The 17413-nt window shown below is 66.3% G+C and carries 12 protein-coding genes; 3 read left to right on the forward strand and 9 right to left on the reverse strand.

What is annotated here, in order from left to right:
* Positions 1-31 precede the first annotated feature (31 nt).
* The 7 genes from ACOOHB_RS07360 to ACOOHB_RS07390 form a co-directional block, all read right to left on the reverse strand.
* The gene (locus ACOOHB_RS07360) at positions 32-727 is read right to left on the reverse strand and encodes a lysophospholipid acyltransferase family protein (protein WP_420444144.1); all 696 of its coding nucleotides are present in this window, start codon (positions 725-727) and stop codon (positions 32-34) included.
* Positions 720-2795 (reverse strand): 3-phosphoshikimate 1-carboxyvinyltransferase, encoded by a 2076-nt coding sequence (gene aroA, locus ACOOHB_RS07365; RefSeq protein ID WP_420444145.1) that lies wholly within the window; start codon positions 2793-2795, stop codon positions 720-722. Before aroA ends, ACOOHB_RS07360 begins: the two co-directional genes overlap by 8 nt.
* Positions 2792-3910 carry a prephenate dehydrogenase/arogenate dehydrogenase family protein gene (locus ACOOHB_RS07370; protein WP_420444146.1) on the reverse strand — a complete coding sequence of 373 codons (1119 nt, stop codon included), beginning with the start codon at positions 3908-3910 and terminating at the stop codon, positions 2792-2794. Before ACOOHB_RS07370 ends, aroA begins: the two co-directional genes overlap by 4 nt.
* Positions 3911-3983: 73 nt before the next feature.
* Positions 3984-7595, reverse strand: a complete 3612-nt coding sequence (locus ACOOHB_RS07375) for an indolepyruvate ferredoxin oxidoreductase family protein (protein ID WP_420444147.1) — start codon at positions 7593-7595, stop codon at positions 3984-3986.
* 466 nt (positions 7596-8061) lie between these two features.
* The gene (locus ACOOHB_RS07380) at positions 8062-8796 is read right to left on the reverse strand and encodes a pseudouridine synthase (RefSeq protein WP_420444148.1); all 735 of its coding nucleotides are present in this window, start codon (positions 8794-8796) and stop codon (positions 8062-8064) included.
* Positions 8797-8801: 5 nt separating this feature from the next.
* Positions 8802-9623 carry an SMC-Scp complex subunit ScpB gene (scpB, locus tag ACOOHB_RS07385; protein WP_420444149.1) on the reverse strand — a complete coding sequence of 274 codons (822 nt, stop codon included), beginning with the start codon at positions 9621-9623 and terminating at the stop codon, positions 8802-8804.
* Positions 9620-10456: a segregation and condensation protein A gene (locus ACOOHB_RS07390; protein WP_420444150.1), complete on the reverse strand. Its 837-nt coding sequence runs from the start codon at positions 10454-10456 to the stop codon at positions 9620-9622. Before ACOOHB_RS07390 ends, scpB begins: the two co-directional genes overlap by 4 nt.
* A gap of 138 nt (positions 10457-10594) precedes the next feature.
* Between ACOOHB_RS07390 and trpS the strand changes: the two genes are divergently transcribed.
* From trpS to ACOOHB_RS07405, 3 genes are all read left to right on the forward strand, one after another.
* On the forward strand, positions 10595-11596 hold the full coding sequence (trpS, locus tag ACOOHB_RS07395) for a tryptophan--tRNA ligase (RefSeq protein ID WP_420444151.1): 1002 nt from the start codon (positions 10595-10597) through the stop codon (positions 11594-11596).
* 216 nt (positions 11597-11812) lie between these two features.
* Positions 11813-13132, forward strand: coding sequence for an HNH endonuclease signature motif containing protein (locus ACOOHB_RS07400; protein ID WP_420444152.1), 1320 nt, complete (start codon positions 11813-11815; stop codon positions 13130-13132).
* 646 nt (positions 13133-13778) lie between these two features.
* Entirely contained in the window at positions 13779-14525 is a 747-nt protein-coding gene (locus tag ACOOHB_RS07405) for a hypothetical protein (protein ID WP_420444153.1), read from the forward strand.
* 230 nt (positions 14526-14755) lie between these two features.
* Here ACOOHB_RS07405 and ACOOHB_RS07410 read toward each other — a convergent pair whose 3' ends face one another.
* Both ACOOHB_RS07410 and ACOOHB_RS07415 read right to left on the reverse strand, forming a co-directional pair.
* Positions 14756-15847 carry an IS630 family transposase gene (locus tag ACOOHB_RS07410; protein ID WP_420444154.1) on the reverse strand — a complete coding sequence of 364 codons (1092 nt, stop codon included), beginning with the start codon at positions 15845-15847 and terminating at the stop codon, positions 14756-14758.
* 27 nt (positions 15848-15874) lie between these two features.
* Entirely contained in the window at positions 15875-17410 is a 1536-nt protein-coding gene (locus ACOOHB_RS07415; protein ID WP_420444155.1) for a hypothetical protein, read from the reverse strand.
* Positions 17411-17413: the final 3 nt, after the last annotated feature.

The raw sequence follows: 17413 nt of genomic DNA on the forward strand, positions 1-17413 counted from the left end.
CGCGACGACGGTCTGAATCGGCCCCGAATCCTCAGTAGACGTTCGGCGTGCCGGCGTCGGCTTGAGCCCGGTCGAAGAGCTCCTGGATGCGCTCGCGCAGCTCTTGGGTGACTTCTCGTACCGAATTGCGTGAAACCCGGCCGCTCGGCCCGAGCGGCGGCGGATCCATGGGCTCGCCGATGATGAGCTTGATCCGGCGCGGATACATGAACTTGGCACCGCGAGGCATGGCCGCAGCAGTTCCGCCGATCCCGACCGGCACAATCGGCACCTGCGCCCGGGCGGCCAGGTACGCCGGCCCATCCATGAGCGGCAGCACCCGCGGGCCGTCCTTACGCTCGCCTTCGCCGAACATCACCACTGGGCAATTGCCGTAGCGCAGCGCATCAAGCGCAATCCGCAGCGCCGCCCGGTCAGGACCGTCGCGGTTGACGGGGAAACAACCGAAGGTGTTGAACAGCCAGGCAGCTGGGCGGTACTTCCACATCGATTCCTTGCCCATCACCCGCATCTGCGCCGGAATCGCCGCGTGGATCGGCGTGTCGATATAGCTGCGATGGTTGGGCACCCACACGCACGGGCCCTCGGGCAGGTTCTCCAGCCCCTCGACGGAGATGCGATTCCAGGTCCGGAAGACGCCCCAAATCAGGTACTTCGCCGTCTTGTAGACGGCAAGGTTGAAGCGACTGTCGCGCAGGTCGATCTCGGGGCCGTTGGGCTCAGACATCGCTCGCCGTTCCGGTCGAGAGCCGGGAGTCGGCTGCCGACGCGTACAGCGCGGAGATCTGTGCCACGGCCTCATCCTGAGTCATCTCGCTGGTGTCCAGGATGACCGCTCCGGATGCCACTCGCAGCGGCGAGTCGGCCCGTCCCGAGTCGAGCCGGTCCCGCTCGCTCAGCTCGGCGGCTAACGCCGAGACCGCCCCGTCATCAGGACTCGCCTGATCGGATTGGCCGCTCGATGCGGCTTGCTGTGCGAGGCGGCGACGGGACCGTTCGGTTGGGGTGGCTGTCAGGAACACCTTCAGCACGGCGTCGGGGAACACGACGCTGCCGATGTCGCGGCCTTCCATGACTCCCCCGCCCAATCGATTGGCCCATTGCCGTTGGCGCTCCACCAGCACTCCCCGCACGGCGGGGTTGGCCGCGACGGCGCTGACGCTGCGGTCCACTTCGCCGCTGCGGATCGCCGCCGTGGCATCGGCACCGTCCACCGTGACGCGCTGCGCGTCGCACACGCTGGAAATCTCGATCTCGGACGTGCGGGCAATCGCTGCCACACCTTCGGCGTCGTGGGGGTCGACACGTGACTGCAGCGCAGCCCATGCCACCGCCCGGTACATCGCGCCGGTGTCGAGGTAGTCCATCTCGAGTTCGGCTGCCACAGCGCGAGCCACGCTGGACTTGCCGGAGGCGGCGGGGCCGTCAATCGCGATCACCGGCGAAACCCGTCCCCGAGCCCCCTCCGGCGGGGATCGCAGCGACTCGAGCGAGTCGAAGAACTCCGGGAACGTCTTGGCCACGCAGTCCGGGTCGTCGATTTCGATGCCCGCCACACGCAGGCCGATCAACGACATCGCCATCGCCATGCGGTGATCGCCGTGGCAGTCGACCCGGCCCGCTCGCAGCCCGAACGGATTCGCACGAATCCTGATGCCGTCGGGCTCAGCGACGGCGGGGACGCCGCGCTTGGAGAGCTCGGCCACGGTGTCGTCGATGCGGTCGGTCTCCTTGCGGCGGATGAAACCAATGCCGCTGATGCGTGTCGTGCCCTCGGCGAACGCAGCCACTGCCGCCAGCGTCTGAGCCGTGTCGGAGCAGTCGCGCAGGTCGAATGTGCCCCCCTGCAGCGCTCCGTCCGCCGGCCCACCGACAACGACGGCATCGTGGCTGATCGCGACCTCAGCTCCCATCTCGCCGAGGATCTGAGCGAACCGGACGTCGCCCTGGATGCTGCTGTTCCCCAGGCCCTCGACACGCACACTGCCGCCGCAGAGCGCCGCCGCTGCCCAGAAATAGCTTGCGGCAGAGGCATCCGGTTCGATCGCATATCCCCCAGCTCGGTAGCCGCCTGGCGCCACGACATAGCGGTCTGGGCTTGGTGTGTCGATGGTTGCGCCGAACGCCGTCATCACCGCAACCGTCATGTCGATGTACGGCCGGCTCACGGCGTCTGCTGTCGAGTGGATCTGCAGGTCGATGCCACCGAGCAGCGGACCCGCCAACAGCAGACCGCTGGCGAACTGGCTGCTCACGTCTCCCCGGATCCGAATGTGACGCGGTAGAGCGAGGGAGTCAACGCCGTTGGCCGAGACCACCTCCAGCGGCAGGTGGCCGGGCTCGCCCAGCTCGCGTACCTCCGCACCGAATGAACGCACGACCGCGATGAGATCCCCCAAGGGACGTGCACGCAGCTGCGGATCACCGTCGAGCAGCCATCGACCGCCGACCGCTGCGAGCACGGGCAAACAGAAGCGCGCCGTCGTGCCCGATGATCTCGCATGCACCCGCGCAACACCGTCGGGCGCAGCTTGCTCGGTGGCGCTGCCGGCACCGATGCCGTCGACGACCAGCTGTGAGTTCGCGCGATCAATGCGCACCGAGGCCCCCATCGCCGCAGCGGCGTCGATCATCGCCTCGGTGTCATCGGCGAACAGCGTTCCATCGAGCGTGCTGAGCCCGCCGGCCAGTGCCGCGCACAGCATCGCCCGGTTGGTGATGCTCTTGGAGCCTGGCACCGAGGCTGTGCCTGAGACCCCGTTCGTGAAGGGGGGGATGACCCGCCCTTCGCTCATGCCAGATCGCGCGTCGTGGGGTGGTAGCCCTGCCCGGCCAGGGCGGCAAGGAAGCGCTGGGCCTCGTTGCGCGCCACCACGAGCACGAGCACGCCCTCGGTTCCCTCGGGCGAGTGCGCCACCTCGATGTCGGCCACGTTCACGTCGCAGTCCGCAGCCAACATGGTGATGGCGGCAATCTGGCCCTTGCGGTCCGGGATCGGCACCCGCACTTCGAGGAGTTCCTGGGGCCGCACGTAGCGAGACGGCAGGTTGGTGCGCGCTCGACGCGCTTGGTTGAGTACGGCGCGTAGGCCCTCGCGATCTGCTCCCGCCACCACTTCGCGCATCTGTGCCAAGCGCTCGGACAGCTCATCGAGCACATCGACGATGGCGTCTCGGTTCTCGCCGCAGATGTCGAGCCAGATTCCCGGATGTCCCGCTGCGATTCGCGTCATGTCCCGAAATCCGCCCGCCGCGAGGCGCAGCAGCGGCGCATCGTCGAGGGCTCGTTCGTCTGCGAGGCACATCAACGATGCGGCAGCGAGGTGCGGTACATGGCTCACCACGGCCACCAGCGCGTCGTGCCGTTCGGGCGTCATGGTCACGACATCGGACCCGAAGCCGGTGAGCACCGTCTGGCACGAACGCAAGGCGTTGTCGTCGGTGGTATCGGTCGGCGTCAGCGTCCACACGGCGCCGACGAACATGTCCGGGTTCGCTCCCTCGACGCCTTCCTGTTCTGAACCGGCCATCGGATGGCCCGGCACGTAGCGAGGATCTGTGATGGTCCGAGCAACCGGTGTCTTGACGCTGCCCGTGTCAGTCACCACGGCGCCCGCGGCTGCAGTGTCTGCGAGTGCTTTCGTCACTTCGTCGGCTAGGAATGCAGCGGGCACGGCCACCACGCAGAACATCGCGTCGGGATCGGTGCCGATGGCATCCAGGCAGCCAAGCTCGAGCGCCCGCTGAGCGTGAGCGCCAACAGTGTCCCGCCCAGTCACATGCCAACCCGACTTGCGCAACGCAGAAGCGACCGACCCGCCGATCAGGCCCGTGCCGACGACTTGGGCGCGCCGCGCCTCTCCGGTGCCAAACGACGGCACCTGTGCAGCAGCGGAGGGATCAGTCGCCACGTACCGAAGGGTAGCGAGGCCTCCCGACCCTCCCCGTGTGCAGGCTCTGGTTGCCGATCTGCCTGATCGACCTTCAGTGGGTGAGCTCGCTGACACGTTCGTCGAGCTCAGCCCGGAACGTCTCGACAGTGGCCATCTTGATGTCCTCGTAGCCGCGGACCAGCTCCGGCAACCTGGCGATGGCAACTGCCTGCTCGTATCGAGCGGCGCCGGCGTCACGCTCGAGGGCCTCGACAGCGGCATCGAGGGCGGCGAGGTATTCGTGTACCAGCGCCCGCTCGGTCCGGCGGATCTCGGTGTGGCCGAAGGGATCGAACCAGCGACCTCGTAAGCGCTTGCCCCGCGCCAGCAGCGCGAACATCGGTCGCCAGGCCAGCGAGAACCGGACCTTGCCCGTGCGTCCAAGCGCCCGCAGCACCGGCGGATGCAAGTTCCACGACACGGTGCCGCCAACCGAAGCCGCCAAGGCGCGCGCAGCCTCGTTCGCAGCCGGGTCTCCCATGAGGCGGGCAACCTCGTACTCGTCCTTGTATGCCATGAACTTGAACAGCCCGGCCGCTGCCGAATCGGTCAATCTGGCCGAGCCGTCCCCTGCAGTCCGATCCGCACGCGCCACACCTTGGACGGCCTCCAGGAAGTCGGCCGCCAAGCGTTCGGACTGGTAGGCGCAGAGCTCTGACACATAGGTACCGAGGCTGGATCGCAGCTCCGCTGAATCGTGCGCCGCTTCCACGCCACCGAGGCCGTCCACCATCTCGTCGATGAGAGCCGCCAAGCGGCGCGGCAACGAGAATTCGCGGGCGCCGACGTCGCTGGAGCCTCGATCCGCAACGGGCGTCGAGGCTGCCGCTGCGATTGCGGCTGCTCTGGTGCCGTTCGGGTCAGCAACCATCGCCCGGCCCCAGCGGAAGGCCGCGATGTTCTGGGCCACCGCAACGCCGTTCAACTCAATCGCCGCCTCCACACTCGAAGGTGCTATGGGCAGTGCGCCAGTTTGCATGGCCATTCCCACGACAAACACGTTCGCCGTGACCGCCGAGCCGCACAATACGGTCACCAGCTCGGCGACATCCGCCCAGTGCCGCTGCCCTTCGACAGTGACTGCCGCCACCCGCTCGAGCATTTCGTCGGTCACGGGCATCTCGATGGTCGGATCGGCGACCATCGCGCCGGTCGGCGTCACCGACGTGGAGCCGACGACCATGGTCCGTTGCGGGTCGGCCACATCGAGTCCCGCTGCCGACGCCGCCACGAGCAGGTCGAAGGCCAGGATCACGTCGGCCTGGCCGCTGCCAAGGCGGGCCGTAGCCGGTCCCCCGAGGCGCCGCAGCCGCAGATCGCCCACAACGGGGCCGGCCTTCTGCGAGAGACCTATCTGATCGAGCCCCCGAACCTCGAAGCCGTCGAACATCGCCGCAGTGCCGAGCATCTGGTTGACCGTCACCACGCCCGTGCCGCCGATCCCGCACATGCGCACCGACACCTCATCGGGACCGGTGAGCGGAACAGGTTCGGGCAGTTCGGCCGGCGGCTCGGGCCTGCTGCCAGCTCCTTCTTCGGTCCGGGGCGCACGCCGCAGCGGCGCAAGCATTTCCCGCACTGCGGTGCGAAACGGTCCGCGCTGGTTCACGGTCATGAACGACGGGCAATCACCGTCGAGGCACGAATAGTCGAGGTTGCAGGACGTCTGGTCGATGTGGGTCTTGCGGCCGAAGAACGTGTCGATCGGTTGCACCGACAGGCAGTTGCTCTTGCGCCCGCAGTCGCCGCAGCCTTCGCAGATCCGCTCGTTGATCAGCACCCGCTTGGTCGGCGTCGGCTGGGTTCCCCGCTTTCGGGCCCGGCGTGCCTCTGCCGCGCACTGCTGATCGTGAATCAGCACGGTGACGCCCTCGATTCCCGCGAGCATCTCCTGGGATTCGGTCAGGCGGTTGCGGTGCCACACCTCGACGCCGGCGGGCAATGAGCGGCTGCGATAGGCGGAGGGGTCGTCAGTGGTGATGAGCACCTTGGCCACCCCGCCAGCCAGCAGCCCAGCCGCCACTTCGGGCACCTCCAGCTGGCCGGCTGGGTCCTGCCCGCCGGTCATGGCGACGGCCCGGTTCCACAGCAGCTTGTAGGTGATGTTCGTGCCCGAGGCCACCGCTCCGGCGATGGCGAGCTGACCGCTGTGGAAATAGGTGCCGTCGCCGAGGTTCTGGAAGATGTGGGACGTCTCCACGAAGGGCGACATGCCAATCCACTGAGTGCCCTCTTGGCCCATGCACGTCACGCTCACGATGTCGCCGACGCGTTCGGGATCCATGAACAGCGCCATCGTGTGGCAACCGATGCCGGCGCCCACCAGCGCGCCGTCGGGCACCTCGGTGGATCGATTGTGCGGGCAGCCCGAGCAGAAGTACGGCGAACGGCTCTGTTCGGACGGCAATGCCAACGGCAGCTCGATGCGCACACGCTCGGGGCGGGCCACTACGAGCCGGTCGCCGATGCGAGCCTCGAGGCGACTGCGCAACGGCTTGATGAGGTCATCGGCGGTCAGCGCACCATACGAGCTCAGCAGCATCCGGTCGTTCTCGTCGGTCTTGCCGACGATGCGGGGATGGTGCGACTGGTTGTAAAGGGCGTCGGTGAGCAGCGACTCGATGTTGGGGCTCTTCTCCTCGACTACGAAGATCTCCGTGACCCCGCGGGCGAAGTGCCGGGCTCGCTCGGCGCTGAACGGGATCGGCATTCCCATCCGCACGAGCCGGATGCCGGCGTCTCGCACCGACTCGTCACTGTCAAGGCCCAGCCGCCGCAATGCCTCGCGCACCTCGCGGTAGGTGATGCCCGAGGCCACGACGGCAATCCAGGCGTCGGGAGGGTCGACCGTGGCGTCGTTCAGGTTGTTGGCTGCCGCGTACGCGATGGCCAGCTCGTAGCGGACTTCGACGATCTCACGCTCGATGTCGACCGTGCGCGGCGTCAGCAGGTAGCCGTCGGGCCTGTGGCGGTAGGGCTCGCCGTCAACGAGCGGGATGACGGGGTCGAACCGGTCTGGATCCAGCAGAACCGTTGCAGCGCCGTCTGCCACGTCGGCCACGATCTTCAGGCCCGTCCACAGCCCCGTCGTGCGGGACATCGCGATGGCGTGACGGCCCAGATCGAGCGCCTCGGCGGGCGTGCCCGGATACAGCACCGGGATGTGCAGGTCGGCCATGGTCCCAGCGGAACTCGAGGGGATCGTGGAGCTCTTGGCGGCTGGATCGTCGCCGGCGATGGCGACCGCGCCACCGCGAGGATCGGCGCCTGCGAACACCGCGTGCCGAAGGGCATCGGTTGCCCGGTCGACGCCGGGCGCCTTCCCGTACCACAGGCCGACCACGCCGTCATAGACGGCATCGGGACGGGTAGTGGCCAGCTGGCTGCCCATGACGGCGGTCGCTGCCTGGTCCTCATTGACAGCAGGCGAATGCACGACTGGCAAATCGGTCGTGGCGCGGGCGGTCTCGACGGCGGCGTCATAGCCGCCGAGCGGCGAGCCGGGGTAGCCCGATATGAAGGCCGCCGTGCGCAGCCCAACGCGCCGATCGGCCCGCAGCTGCTCGATCGGCAGGCGCGCCAACGCTTGCAGCCCAGTCATGAACGTGGTGCCGCTGTCGTCCGTGTAGCGCCCCGACAGCCGGTATGTCTCAGCGAGGCTCATCTGCTTGCTCCGGTGTGCATGCGCAGGCTCTCGGGCAATTCATCAGGGTGTTCTGCCTGCGCTACATCCATTGTGGTCGCTCGCTGTGACATTGGCGGGCCGCCTAACTGCACGCGTCTGCGGCTGCCGGGCAGCAGTTCGCACCGCGCCCGTGTCAATCGCCGCGCCTTACGGCCCGTGTCAATCGCCGCGCCTTACGGCCCGTGTCAATCGCCGCGCCTTACGGCCCGTGTCAATCGCCGCGCCTTACGGCCCGTGTCAATCGCCGCGCCTTACGGCCCGTGTCAATCGCCGCGCCTTACGGCCCGTGTCAATCGCCGCGCCTTACGGCCCGTGTCAATCGCCGCGCCTTACGGCCCGTGTCAATCGCCGCGCCTTACGGCCCGTGTCAATCGCCGCGCCTTACGGCCCGTGTCAATCGCCGCGCCTTACGGCCCGTGTCAATCGCCGCGCCTTACGGCCCGTGTCAATCGCCGCGCCTTGCGGCACGGTGCAGCTGCCGGATCTCGTCGGCGCTGAGCGAACGGTGCTCGCCAGGGCGCAAGGCCGGATCGACTAGCGGGCCGATGCGATTGCGCACCAACCGCAGCACCGGATGGCCCACCGCCTCGCACATTCGGCGGATCTGGCGGTTGCGGCCCTCCCCAATCGTGATGCGCAGCATTGACGGCTGCGGCATGGACACCACCGCTGGCGCAGTCTTCCCATCGTCCAGCTCGATGCCTTCGCGCAGACGGGCCAGCGATCCCCGAGACGGCACCCCCTCCACATGCGCCAGGTACTCCTTGTCGACACCCCACGACGGATGCGTCAGCCGGTGAGTCAGCTCGCCGTCGTTGGTCACGATGATGAGCCCTTCGCTGTCGGCGTCCAGCCGACCGACCGGGAACACGCGCACTGCCGCAGGCACCAGGCCGGTCACGCAGCGTCTTCCCCGTTCATCCGATGCTGCGCTGAGCACACCACGAGGCTTGTTCACCAAGTAGTGGACTAGCGCCGGGTCCCAGGTGACGACCGCTCCATCGACCTCGATCCGATCTGCCGGTCCCGCACGATCGCCGATCCGGGCTGTTGTGCCATTGACCGTGACGCTTCCCGCAATGATCAGGTCCTCGCACGCGCGCCGGCTGGCTACGCCGGCACGCGCCATGACTTTGTGCAGTCGCTCTATACCGCCTTCTGGCCCGCCAGCGGGTGCCACGTCGCCTAGCCGGTGCGGCTGGCTGCGAGGCGGTCCATGGCCTCCACCGCGTCGGGGTCCACGCTCAGCTCGGCCAGCGACGGCAGGTCCTCGAGGCCGTCGAGGCCCAGTCGTTCGAGAAAGAGCTCTGACGTCCCCAGCAGGGAAGCGTTGCCCGGGCCTGGATCGCGCGCGACCTCAGCGATGTAGCCTTGGTCCACGAGCGTGCGCACGACGCCGTCGGCATTCACGCCCCGGATGGCACTGATCTGCGCACGCGAGATGGGTTGCTTGTAAGCAACCACGGCCAGAGTCTCCATCGCCGCCGCAGAAAGCCTTCCAGATCGGCGACTGCCGACGAACCGTTCGACATATTCCGATACGGCCGGGGCGGATTGCAGTTGGTAGCCGCCTGCAACCCGCACGAGCGTGAAACCGCGCTCGGCCGTCGCGTACTCGCGAGCGAGTTCGTCGCAGACCACGTGGACCGACGAGATGGGCGCCGCTGTCACCGACGCCAGCACCTCGGCCGGTACAGGCTCGGTTGCAACCATCAGCACGGCCTCGATCGCTGCGTACAGCTCGTTGTCGTCGAGCGCTCGTAGCTCGTCGAACGTCATCTTGCCGGCGAGGATTTCCGCAGCGATGCCGTCGAGACCGGCACCGGATTCCGCCACGCCATTCTCGGCGTGCCCGTTCTGGCCCGGAATCGACGGGTGTGGCGGGGGTTGTGCCGGCGACTCTGCCTGCGTGATCGGCGGCGTCGGCGGTTCAGCGACCGTGCGACCCTCATCGCTGACGAGGCGCAGGCCGTTGGCCGAGCTGTGCGGCGGACGCTTGCTGCTCACGCAGCGTCCTCCCCATAGCCGACAGCCGAGACCGGCAGCGATGCGTCGTCGCCCCCGATCCACTCCACGCCGATATCGCCGAAGTGCTCGGCTTGGACCAATTCCACGAGCCCCGATCCGAACAGCTCGAGCACGGCCAGAAAGTACACGACGACGACTATGCGCTCGGTGAGATTCTCCGTGAGCTCACGGAAAGAGATCGCACCGTCGACCATCAGCCGTTCGGCAATCTGGATCAGCGCCTCGTCCACCGTGATCCCCGCAGCACGCAAGTGACCGACGTCAACACGCGGCACGGGCCTTGGCGCCAGCACGCGCTCGAGCGCTGCGGTCAAGTCGTCACGGGACGCGCCTTCGAGCAAGTCAGGCGCAAAGGCAAAGAACCGCTCTTCGGGACCGGCGTTTCTGGGCCATTGCAACGATGCGGCCAGCCACCGCTCTCGCAGAAGCCGGGCCGCGGCGCCGAACGTTCGGCCCTCGACCAGTCGTGCGAACGCCGCGTCCCGCAACCCGTATGCCGCCAGCTCTTCTTCCAGATCCAGCTCGACGGGCGGGGCAGGCAGCAGGCGGCGGGACTTCAGCTCGATCAGCGTTGCAGCCAGCAGCGTGAACTCGCTCGCAGCATCGAGGTCGATCTTGGACTCGCCATTGCTATGGACGTCGGTTTCGCCATCGGCGCCGTGCGTGAGGTCCGCAGCCACCATCACGGCGACGAAGTCGTCGACGAGGCGCGTCAACGACACCTCCCAGATGTCGACCTCCTGGGCGACGACCAGCTTCACCAGCACATCCAGCGGGCCCGCGAAGGCCTCGGTGCGAACCTCGTGGGTCACGCGGCCCGAAGGTACCGCGGCCCATGGGCATGGCTCGGGATATTTGGCGAGTTTCGAAAATGGCCTCGCCATGTGGCCAGGGGCCCAACGCGGCCTTCGCTGCGGCCCGCTCACACCCGTCCGGTACCGTCAGGCGCCATGACACGAGTGCTCTCGGGCATCCAGCCCACCGGCGACGTTCACCTCGGCAACTATCTCGGGGCGCTGCGCCAATGGGCGATCGATCAGCACCATGCCGACGCCTTTTACTGCGCCGTCGACCTGCATGCCGTCACCATCCAGCAGGATCCGCAACAGCTGCGCTCCGCGACGCTGGGCACGATGGCCACGCTCATCTCGGTCGGCCTCGACCCTGAGGTCTGCACGTTGTTCGTCCAGAGCCACGTTCCCCAGCACACGGAGCTTTCGTGGCTGCTCGAATGCACGGTGTCGCTCGGCGAGCTGCGACGGATGACCCAATTCAAGGACAAGTCGGCTCGCTCAGAGGGGGGCGGGCAGAGCGGTGAACATGTCTCTGCCGGGCTGTTCACGTACCCGGCGCTGATGGCCGCCGACATCTTGATCTACGACGCCGACCGGGTGCCCGTCGGCGACGATCAGCGCCAGCACCTCGAGCTGACCCGCGACGTGGCGCAACGATTCAACAGCCGCTATGGCGACACATTTGTGATCCCCGACGCTGCCATTCCCGCGGTGGGCGCCCGCGTCATGGACCTGCAGAATCCCACCGCGAAAATGTCCAAGTCAGCCGAGAGCCCGCAGGGGTCGATCGGCATCTTCGACGATCCTGCCGACATCTCTCGCAAGTTCGCCCGCGCCGTGACCGACTCCGAATCCGAGGTGCGTTACGACCCCGGCGCCAAGCCAGGCGTCTCGAACCTGCTGTCGATCCTGGGTGCCGCCACCGGTCGAAGCCCAGCCGATTCCGCGGCGGGCTACAGCCAGTACGGGGCCCTCAAGTCCGATACCGCCGATGCGGTCATCGCGATGCTCGAGCCGATTGCCGCCAAAAAGGCCGAGCTCGATGCGGACCCCGCGGAACTCACTCGCATCATCGCAGCCGGTGCCGACAAGGCTGAAGCGGTGGCATCAGGCACCCTGGCTCGCGCCAAGGCGTCGATGGGCTTCCTGCCCAAGTAATCCGGCGCGGTTCGCCCACCCATTTGCGTCCGCAGGCAAAGGCGATCAGCGCGAAGCGCGCAGCTCCTCACTCCTCGATCATGACGACGTGCCAGAGCGCAGGCAGATCGTGAGGATCATCGTTGAAGTTGAATCAGCGAGCAATCTTCCGGAATTTCTCGAAATTTGTGCGCGCGAGTGTTTGCAATTGGCTACAAACAAATGTATGCTTTCTCTATGTTCATCGCCCCCCTCATGGACCGCATCCGCTCCGGTGATGCGCCAGCGACCTGCGCAGGCCTCGGGGCCGAAACCAAGCCCGCTGGTGTTGCGGCGAACGGATCCGGTGCCGATGCCGTGGTCGATGTGGAGGCGTTGAGCACCGGTGATCTGAAGGACCGTTTGGTGCACGTGGTTGCTGAGCGGGCTCGCGTCGAGGCGGAGTATCTGGCGATCTTGGGGGAACTGACCTCTCGTAACGGGCCTCAGGGTGCCGCTCATGTGCTGCGTGAAGAGACCCGGATGAATTCGCCGCAGGCTCGCTCGGAGGCCAGGCTGGCCGGGAGCCTCATCGAGCACGGCATGACTGAGACGCTCGATGCGCTCCGCAGCGGCGAGATCCAGTTGTCTCATGCACGGGTGATTGCTCGCGAAGCACCAAAGAAGCACCGCCGCAGCGAAGCGGAGTTCTTGGAGCTGTGCCGCGCGTACCCCTCCGACACCGTGGCACGTCACCCGCTCGCCTACCAAAGCCAGCAGGTCTACGCGGACCTCGCTGCCGAAGCCGCCGCGGAGGGCCGCACGCTTGATCCTGTCGACGCGGAGTACGCGTTGCAGCACAGCGAGCGGTATGCGTCGCTGCGCAGAGGCGACGACGGCATGTGGTACCTGCGGGCGAAGCTGGACATGCTCTCCGGACGCCAGCTCAGCAACGCCTTTCAAGCCGAAGTGCGCTCTCTCCGTCGACGCTTCGACGCCGATCGCGACGACAACCATGGCGCCGACGAATATGAGGGTCCGACCCGAGGCCAACTCACCGCTGATGCGTTGTGCAAACTCGTGCTTGGCGATGCCCCGGCACGGCGCTCGACCACGAGCCTCGTCATCGTCGCGGACTACGACATCGTCAACGACCGGCTCGCAAACCCTCGCCTCGACGACGGCACTCCGCTGTCGGCTCAGATGCTCGCCGAGTACGCCGTCGACGCCAGAGTTCTCCCAGCGATGTTCGATGCCGACTGGTCAGAACTCGCTCTGGGACGCACCCGCAACGCCAACGACGCCCAACGTCTGGTCCTCGCCATCCGGGACGGCGGCTGCATCGGTTGTGAGCTCACCGCCGAGCACACCCAAGCGCACCACATCGACTTCTACGAACACGGCGGTCTCACCGAGATTCCAAACCTGGCGTCGATGTGTTGGGACTGCCACAAAGATCTCCACCAGCACGACCGCACGATCCATGCCCCACCCGACGGTCGACCCCGCCTACAGCCTCCCAATCCCGACCATACCGACGCACCCGACCCGGCACGAGCGACCGCGCGCAGCCCATAGGCACCACCCGGGACTCGCGACGGCTCGAAGCCGGAATGGAGACGCCCGGCAACGCTGCTCCAAACCGACGGAACGTAGCCAGCGAAGCAGAGGGTGCGTCACCCCCCTCTTTAGATGCCTGCGATTGCCATTCTTTGTCTAATTCCGTTCATTGTCCGGTTGCGCGTCATCAAGCCGAGCGAACTGCTGCGTCCAGTTTGTTGCTTGGCGCAAGCCAGTCAGAGTTATCGTCCCTGCTGGCACCCAGCGCCCTGAGGAACAACTCGAATCCCACGTTTTCCTTATCCAGATCGGAGTACCCGGGAGGGCGGATTCGGTTCTGCGGTTGTCGAGACTCAACCCTCGGCTCATTGAGTTCAGCGCGAGGCCTGTGCGTGCCCGCTGGAATGACGCGCCGCCGACCTAGCGGTGCGTACTCGACAGCTCCCATCGGTTCAGCGATCATGAGCGACTCCGGATCGACGAGCCTCCTACGCACATTCTCGGGTGAAGTTCCTTGTCGTACGTCTTCGCCTTCTGCTACCGAGGATGGCTGAGATTCGCCACTTCCCGGACCAGCGGTACTCCGTGGCGAGTGGTGCCTCTGCGCAGCGCTCGCTTGCAATTGCGTCAAGGGACGGGTGTCGTCAAGCGATAGCGCCTCGCGTTGAGCGCGGTCACTGGCCAGTTCAAGGGATTGAGTCGAGATGCCTTCATCGGCTCGGTCACAAGCGACTCGCCATGCCTGGGCAACGAGTCGCGCATCACCTTCAAAGAGCGCTGCGAGCGCTGTGCCTCCACCATCGACGCGAGCGAGCATTGCCGGTTCTTTGACAAATGCCGTGGAGTCGGCGAGGTCAAATTTCGCATTGACTTCGCAGTCGTGCTCGTCGTCCGGGGCTGCCCTGACTGTGACCGAGAGGCTGGGATGTACTTTGACCTCGCACGCCGCCAAGCTGTCCCACGGCACGCCGAGGGTTTCGGCAAGTGTCCGGTCGTTTCGCTGCAGATCGTCGCGCAGCAGGCCGACTGCCCTTCGAAAGAGCTCCGTCAGTTCTTGGGCTTCCAGTGCACACTCGGGTTCAACTACTCGGGTTTCACCGGCGTGAATCTCCGTAACGCGCAATGGTTCAAGCAAAGATCGGAACTGCTCAAGCCCTCCACCCGGCCGCCAAATCGGGGGGCGATTGCCGAGTCCCTTCGCGAGGATGGGATCATCGGTCGCATATACAGGGCGCCTTCGCATCCACCTATTGCTGGTCCAAAGGGCCAGTCGCCGCAGCCTTTGGCCCTCGACACTGTCGTCTGGCTTGTGGAGCTCAGCGAGTTGGCGAAACGTATCGAGCAGAATGGCTTCCTCAGCTTGGGCCGGTTTGCGCCTGCGACGGTATGTGATCTCTTCAATGATGTCTAAGCAATCTCCCGCAGACGGTCTTCTGAGTCCTAACGCTCGCCACAACGACTCGCACTCACTCGCTGCCGGCGCAAACGGGCGCAAGTGTCCGAAGATCGGTGGCCCAGCGAGTACGCGCCGAGGTGGCAACCAACCTTGATCCGTATGCACGAGACCATCACGCTCGAATACCCGTCGCAGTTGACCTCTTGTCAGATCTGCGCCGATCCGCGCACCCGCCAAGCTCCGTGCTAGTGGTGTGTCGCGGTTTTGTTTAGGGCGGTTCGGGCTCGTTTGACTTTGGCGATGATCTGGTCGGCGGTCTTGGTCCATGTGAGCGGCTGGGGGTCGTGGTTCCAGTGCGCGGCCCAGTGCTCGATGACGTCTTTGAGATGTTCGACTGATGTGAACGCTCGCGTCTTGAGGGCTTTGCGGGTCAGGATCGAGAACCAGCCTTCGACGAGGTTCGCCCAGCTGCTGCTGGTGGGTGTGAAGTGCAGGTGCCAGCGCTTGCGGCGGGGGTGGGAGAGCCATGTGCGCACGGGCTCGGACTTGTGGGCGGAGAGGTTGTCCAAGATGACGTGGACGTCGAGATGGCGCGGGGTGTGCAGGTCGATCCACTTGAAGAACGCGAGCACGTCGTTTCCTGTGTGGCGCTTGCGGGTCTGGGTGAGGACCTCGCCGGTGGCGACGTTGAGCGCGGCGAACAGGTCGATGGTGCCGTTTCTCTTGTAGTCGTGGGTCAGGGTGCGGTTGCGGCCCGGGCGCATCGGCAGCGACGGCTGGGTGCGGTCGAGCGCCTGGATCTGGGTCTTCTCGTCGAAGCTGAACACCACAGCGCGCTCTGGCGGGTCCACGTACAGCCCGATCACGTCGGCGAGCTTGGCCTCGAAGTCAGGGTCGGCGGACACCTTGAACACGTCGGCGAGCCACGGGCGCAGCCCCCGCTCGCGCCACACCTGGGCGACGAAGTCCTTGCCCACCCCGTGACGGGCCGCCATCTGACGCGTCGACCAGCACGCCGCCGCGTCGGGCGGCTCGGCGCACAGCGTGTCGGCCACGATCGCCTCGGTCACCGCTGCGGGCACGCTGGGCTTGCGGCCCCGCCCCGGCGCCACCACACCCAGACCGTCCACACCCAAGACCCCGAACTGGTCACGCCAGCGGCGAACCGTGTCCTGGTGCGCCCCCATCGCCCGAGCAACGCCGCGCACCGAACCGCCGTCCGCCAACGCCAGCAGCGCTCTCGCCGGACGCACCCGCCGCCACGGCTCGCTCACCGAACGCGCCACCCGCTCCAACGACGAACGATCAGCCTCCGACACGACAAATCCAGCAGTCATGCCACCACCATACGCGCCCCGACCATTTCACAGACGAACCACTAGAGCTCGGTACACCAGTGTCGACTCACGTCGCAGATCTCCAGATGCTGTCTCGTCCCGTTGAGAAGCTCCGCTGAGGTCCCGCAGTCGCGTGACAAGCTCCGAGCGGCTGGGATCATCGGAGACGCCGAGTGCTGCCAAGACCGTGCGGCGGATCGGCTGGTCAAGTTCGTCATGCACGAAGTCCGACGAGTTCTCGCCGTACAGCGCCGCAGTACCGGCTGTTCGAACTCGTAACTCAGCCGGATTTCGCGCCCTGCCGCTCTCGTCGTCAAGCCAAGCGATGTCGCCCGCCTGCGCGAGCCAAAAGACAGGAATCTTCCCCTTGAGATTCCAAACGTAATGGTCATTGGCGGCGTCAACCTCGGCGTAGTCGCTTAGCCGACGATCCCACGCTCGACTGAGTGCCGAAAGCAGCGCACCGGCCCTCTTGCGCCGCAGCTTGCCCCGGCGCTCCTGCGAGATATCTGTGATAACTGCGAGCAAATCTGGGCTGTCGTAATCCTCAAGTGTGTACGTAGCACCTATTTCTTGCATCGCGGCAGCTCGAGCCTCCGGTCCAGCCGCCAGCGATTTCGGAAGGCCGCGGCGACCGCCAGCCGAGAACCGCTGTCGTAGCTGGGGGTGTGGTCGGAGCCGCGGTGCGGTCTCAGCACCGAGCAGTCGCAGGAACCTTTGTGCACCGATCCCATCTCGCCCCGCTGGCGACCGTAGGGAGTCCGCATAGCGATCTGCCAGCCACATGAGCCCACGCGACTTCCCAGCTGCGATGGCGAAGCTGTCTTGCTCGCGATCGATGGCCCGCGAGAGATACGCGTCGGCTGGTCGCGCAGTGTCAGCCTTCTTCTTGCCCTCTGCATCAAGTGTGTACGAATCCAGCAGAATTGCTCGGCCAACATCGAGGCCAAGCTCGCGTCGAGTCTCTTGTGGGAGGCATTCAAAGGCATCCCGGAGTGCGCACAATTGCTCGTCATCCAGCAAGGACTCAGGACAGCGTCCAGACCTCCCAGCCGCCGCGAGGCGGCGCACTACCTCGCTGTCCTCGGAACCATCCAGCAGCGCTCCGTACTCCTTCAGCCATGCGATGACTTCGGGAGCGCCATTGTCGGGTTCGAAGTGGGCGGGGTGCAGCGGTGTGGCGATGCCGAGTTGCTCCGCGAGGCCCGCAGACTCCGCAGCGACCGCTGTCATTGAGTCCGCGGCCGGAGGCACCAACCGTTGCCCGTCGCGTGCGATCACACACGGAAGCTCCAATAGCCTCGCACCGAAGCCCTCTTCGAGTGCGACAGCGACAAGCGCTATCGAGGAGGTGACTGGGCGCCCCTCATCGCCGACGAGACCCAGCGCCTGCTCAACGCTGACTTCCTCGGGAAGATCAGAGCCGTGGTTTCGCCAGTCATCCAGCACCGAACGCCATCTCCCAGCCGGATCCCTAACGTCAGCCGGCAGGGTCGCGCTCAACCCCGCCAGCTCGGCGATCTCGGCTTCCTGCACGATTCCCTCCAGGGGTTGCGCCTCCACCGC

The sequence above is a fragment of the Candidatus Poriferisodalis sp. genome (genome assembly GCF_965215815.1).
Classification (GTDB): Bacteria; Actinomycetota; Acidimicrobiia; order Acidimicrobiales; family Poriferisodalaceae; genus Poriferisodalis.

Excerpts from the sequence above, each read along its gene's own strand:
- ACOOHB_RS07360 (WP_420444144.1), bottom strand. The coding sequence starts at position 727 with ATGTCTGAGCCCAACGGCCCCGAGATCGACCTGCGCGACAGTCGCTTC.
- aroA (WP_420444145.1), bottom strand. The coding sequence starts at position 2,795 with ATGAGCGAAGGGCGGGTCATCCCCCCCTTCACGAACGGGGTCTCAGGC.
- ACOOHB_RS07375 (WP_420444147.1), bottom strand. The coding sequence starts at position 7,595 with ATGAGCCTCGCTGAGACATACCGGCTGTCGGGGCGCTACACGGACGAC.
- trpS (WP_420444151.1), top strand. The coding sequence starts at position 10,595 with ATGACACGAGTGCTCTCGGGCATCCAGCCCACCGGCGACGTTCACCTC.
- ACOOHB_RS07400 (WP_420444152.1), top strand. The coding sequence starts at position 11,813 with ATGTTCATCGCCCCCCTCATGGACCGCATCCGCTCCGGTGATGCGCCA.
- ACOOHB_RS07410 (WP_420444154.1), bottom strand. The coding sequence starts at position 15,847 with ATGACTGCTGGATTTGTCGTGTCGGAGGCTGATCGTTCGTCGTTGGAG.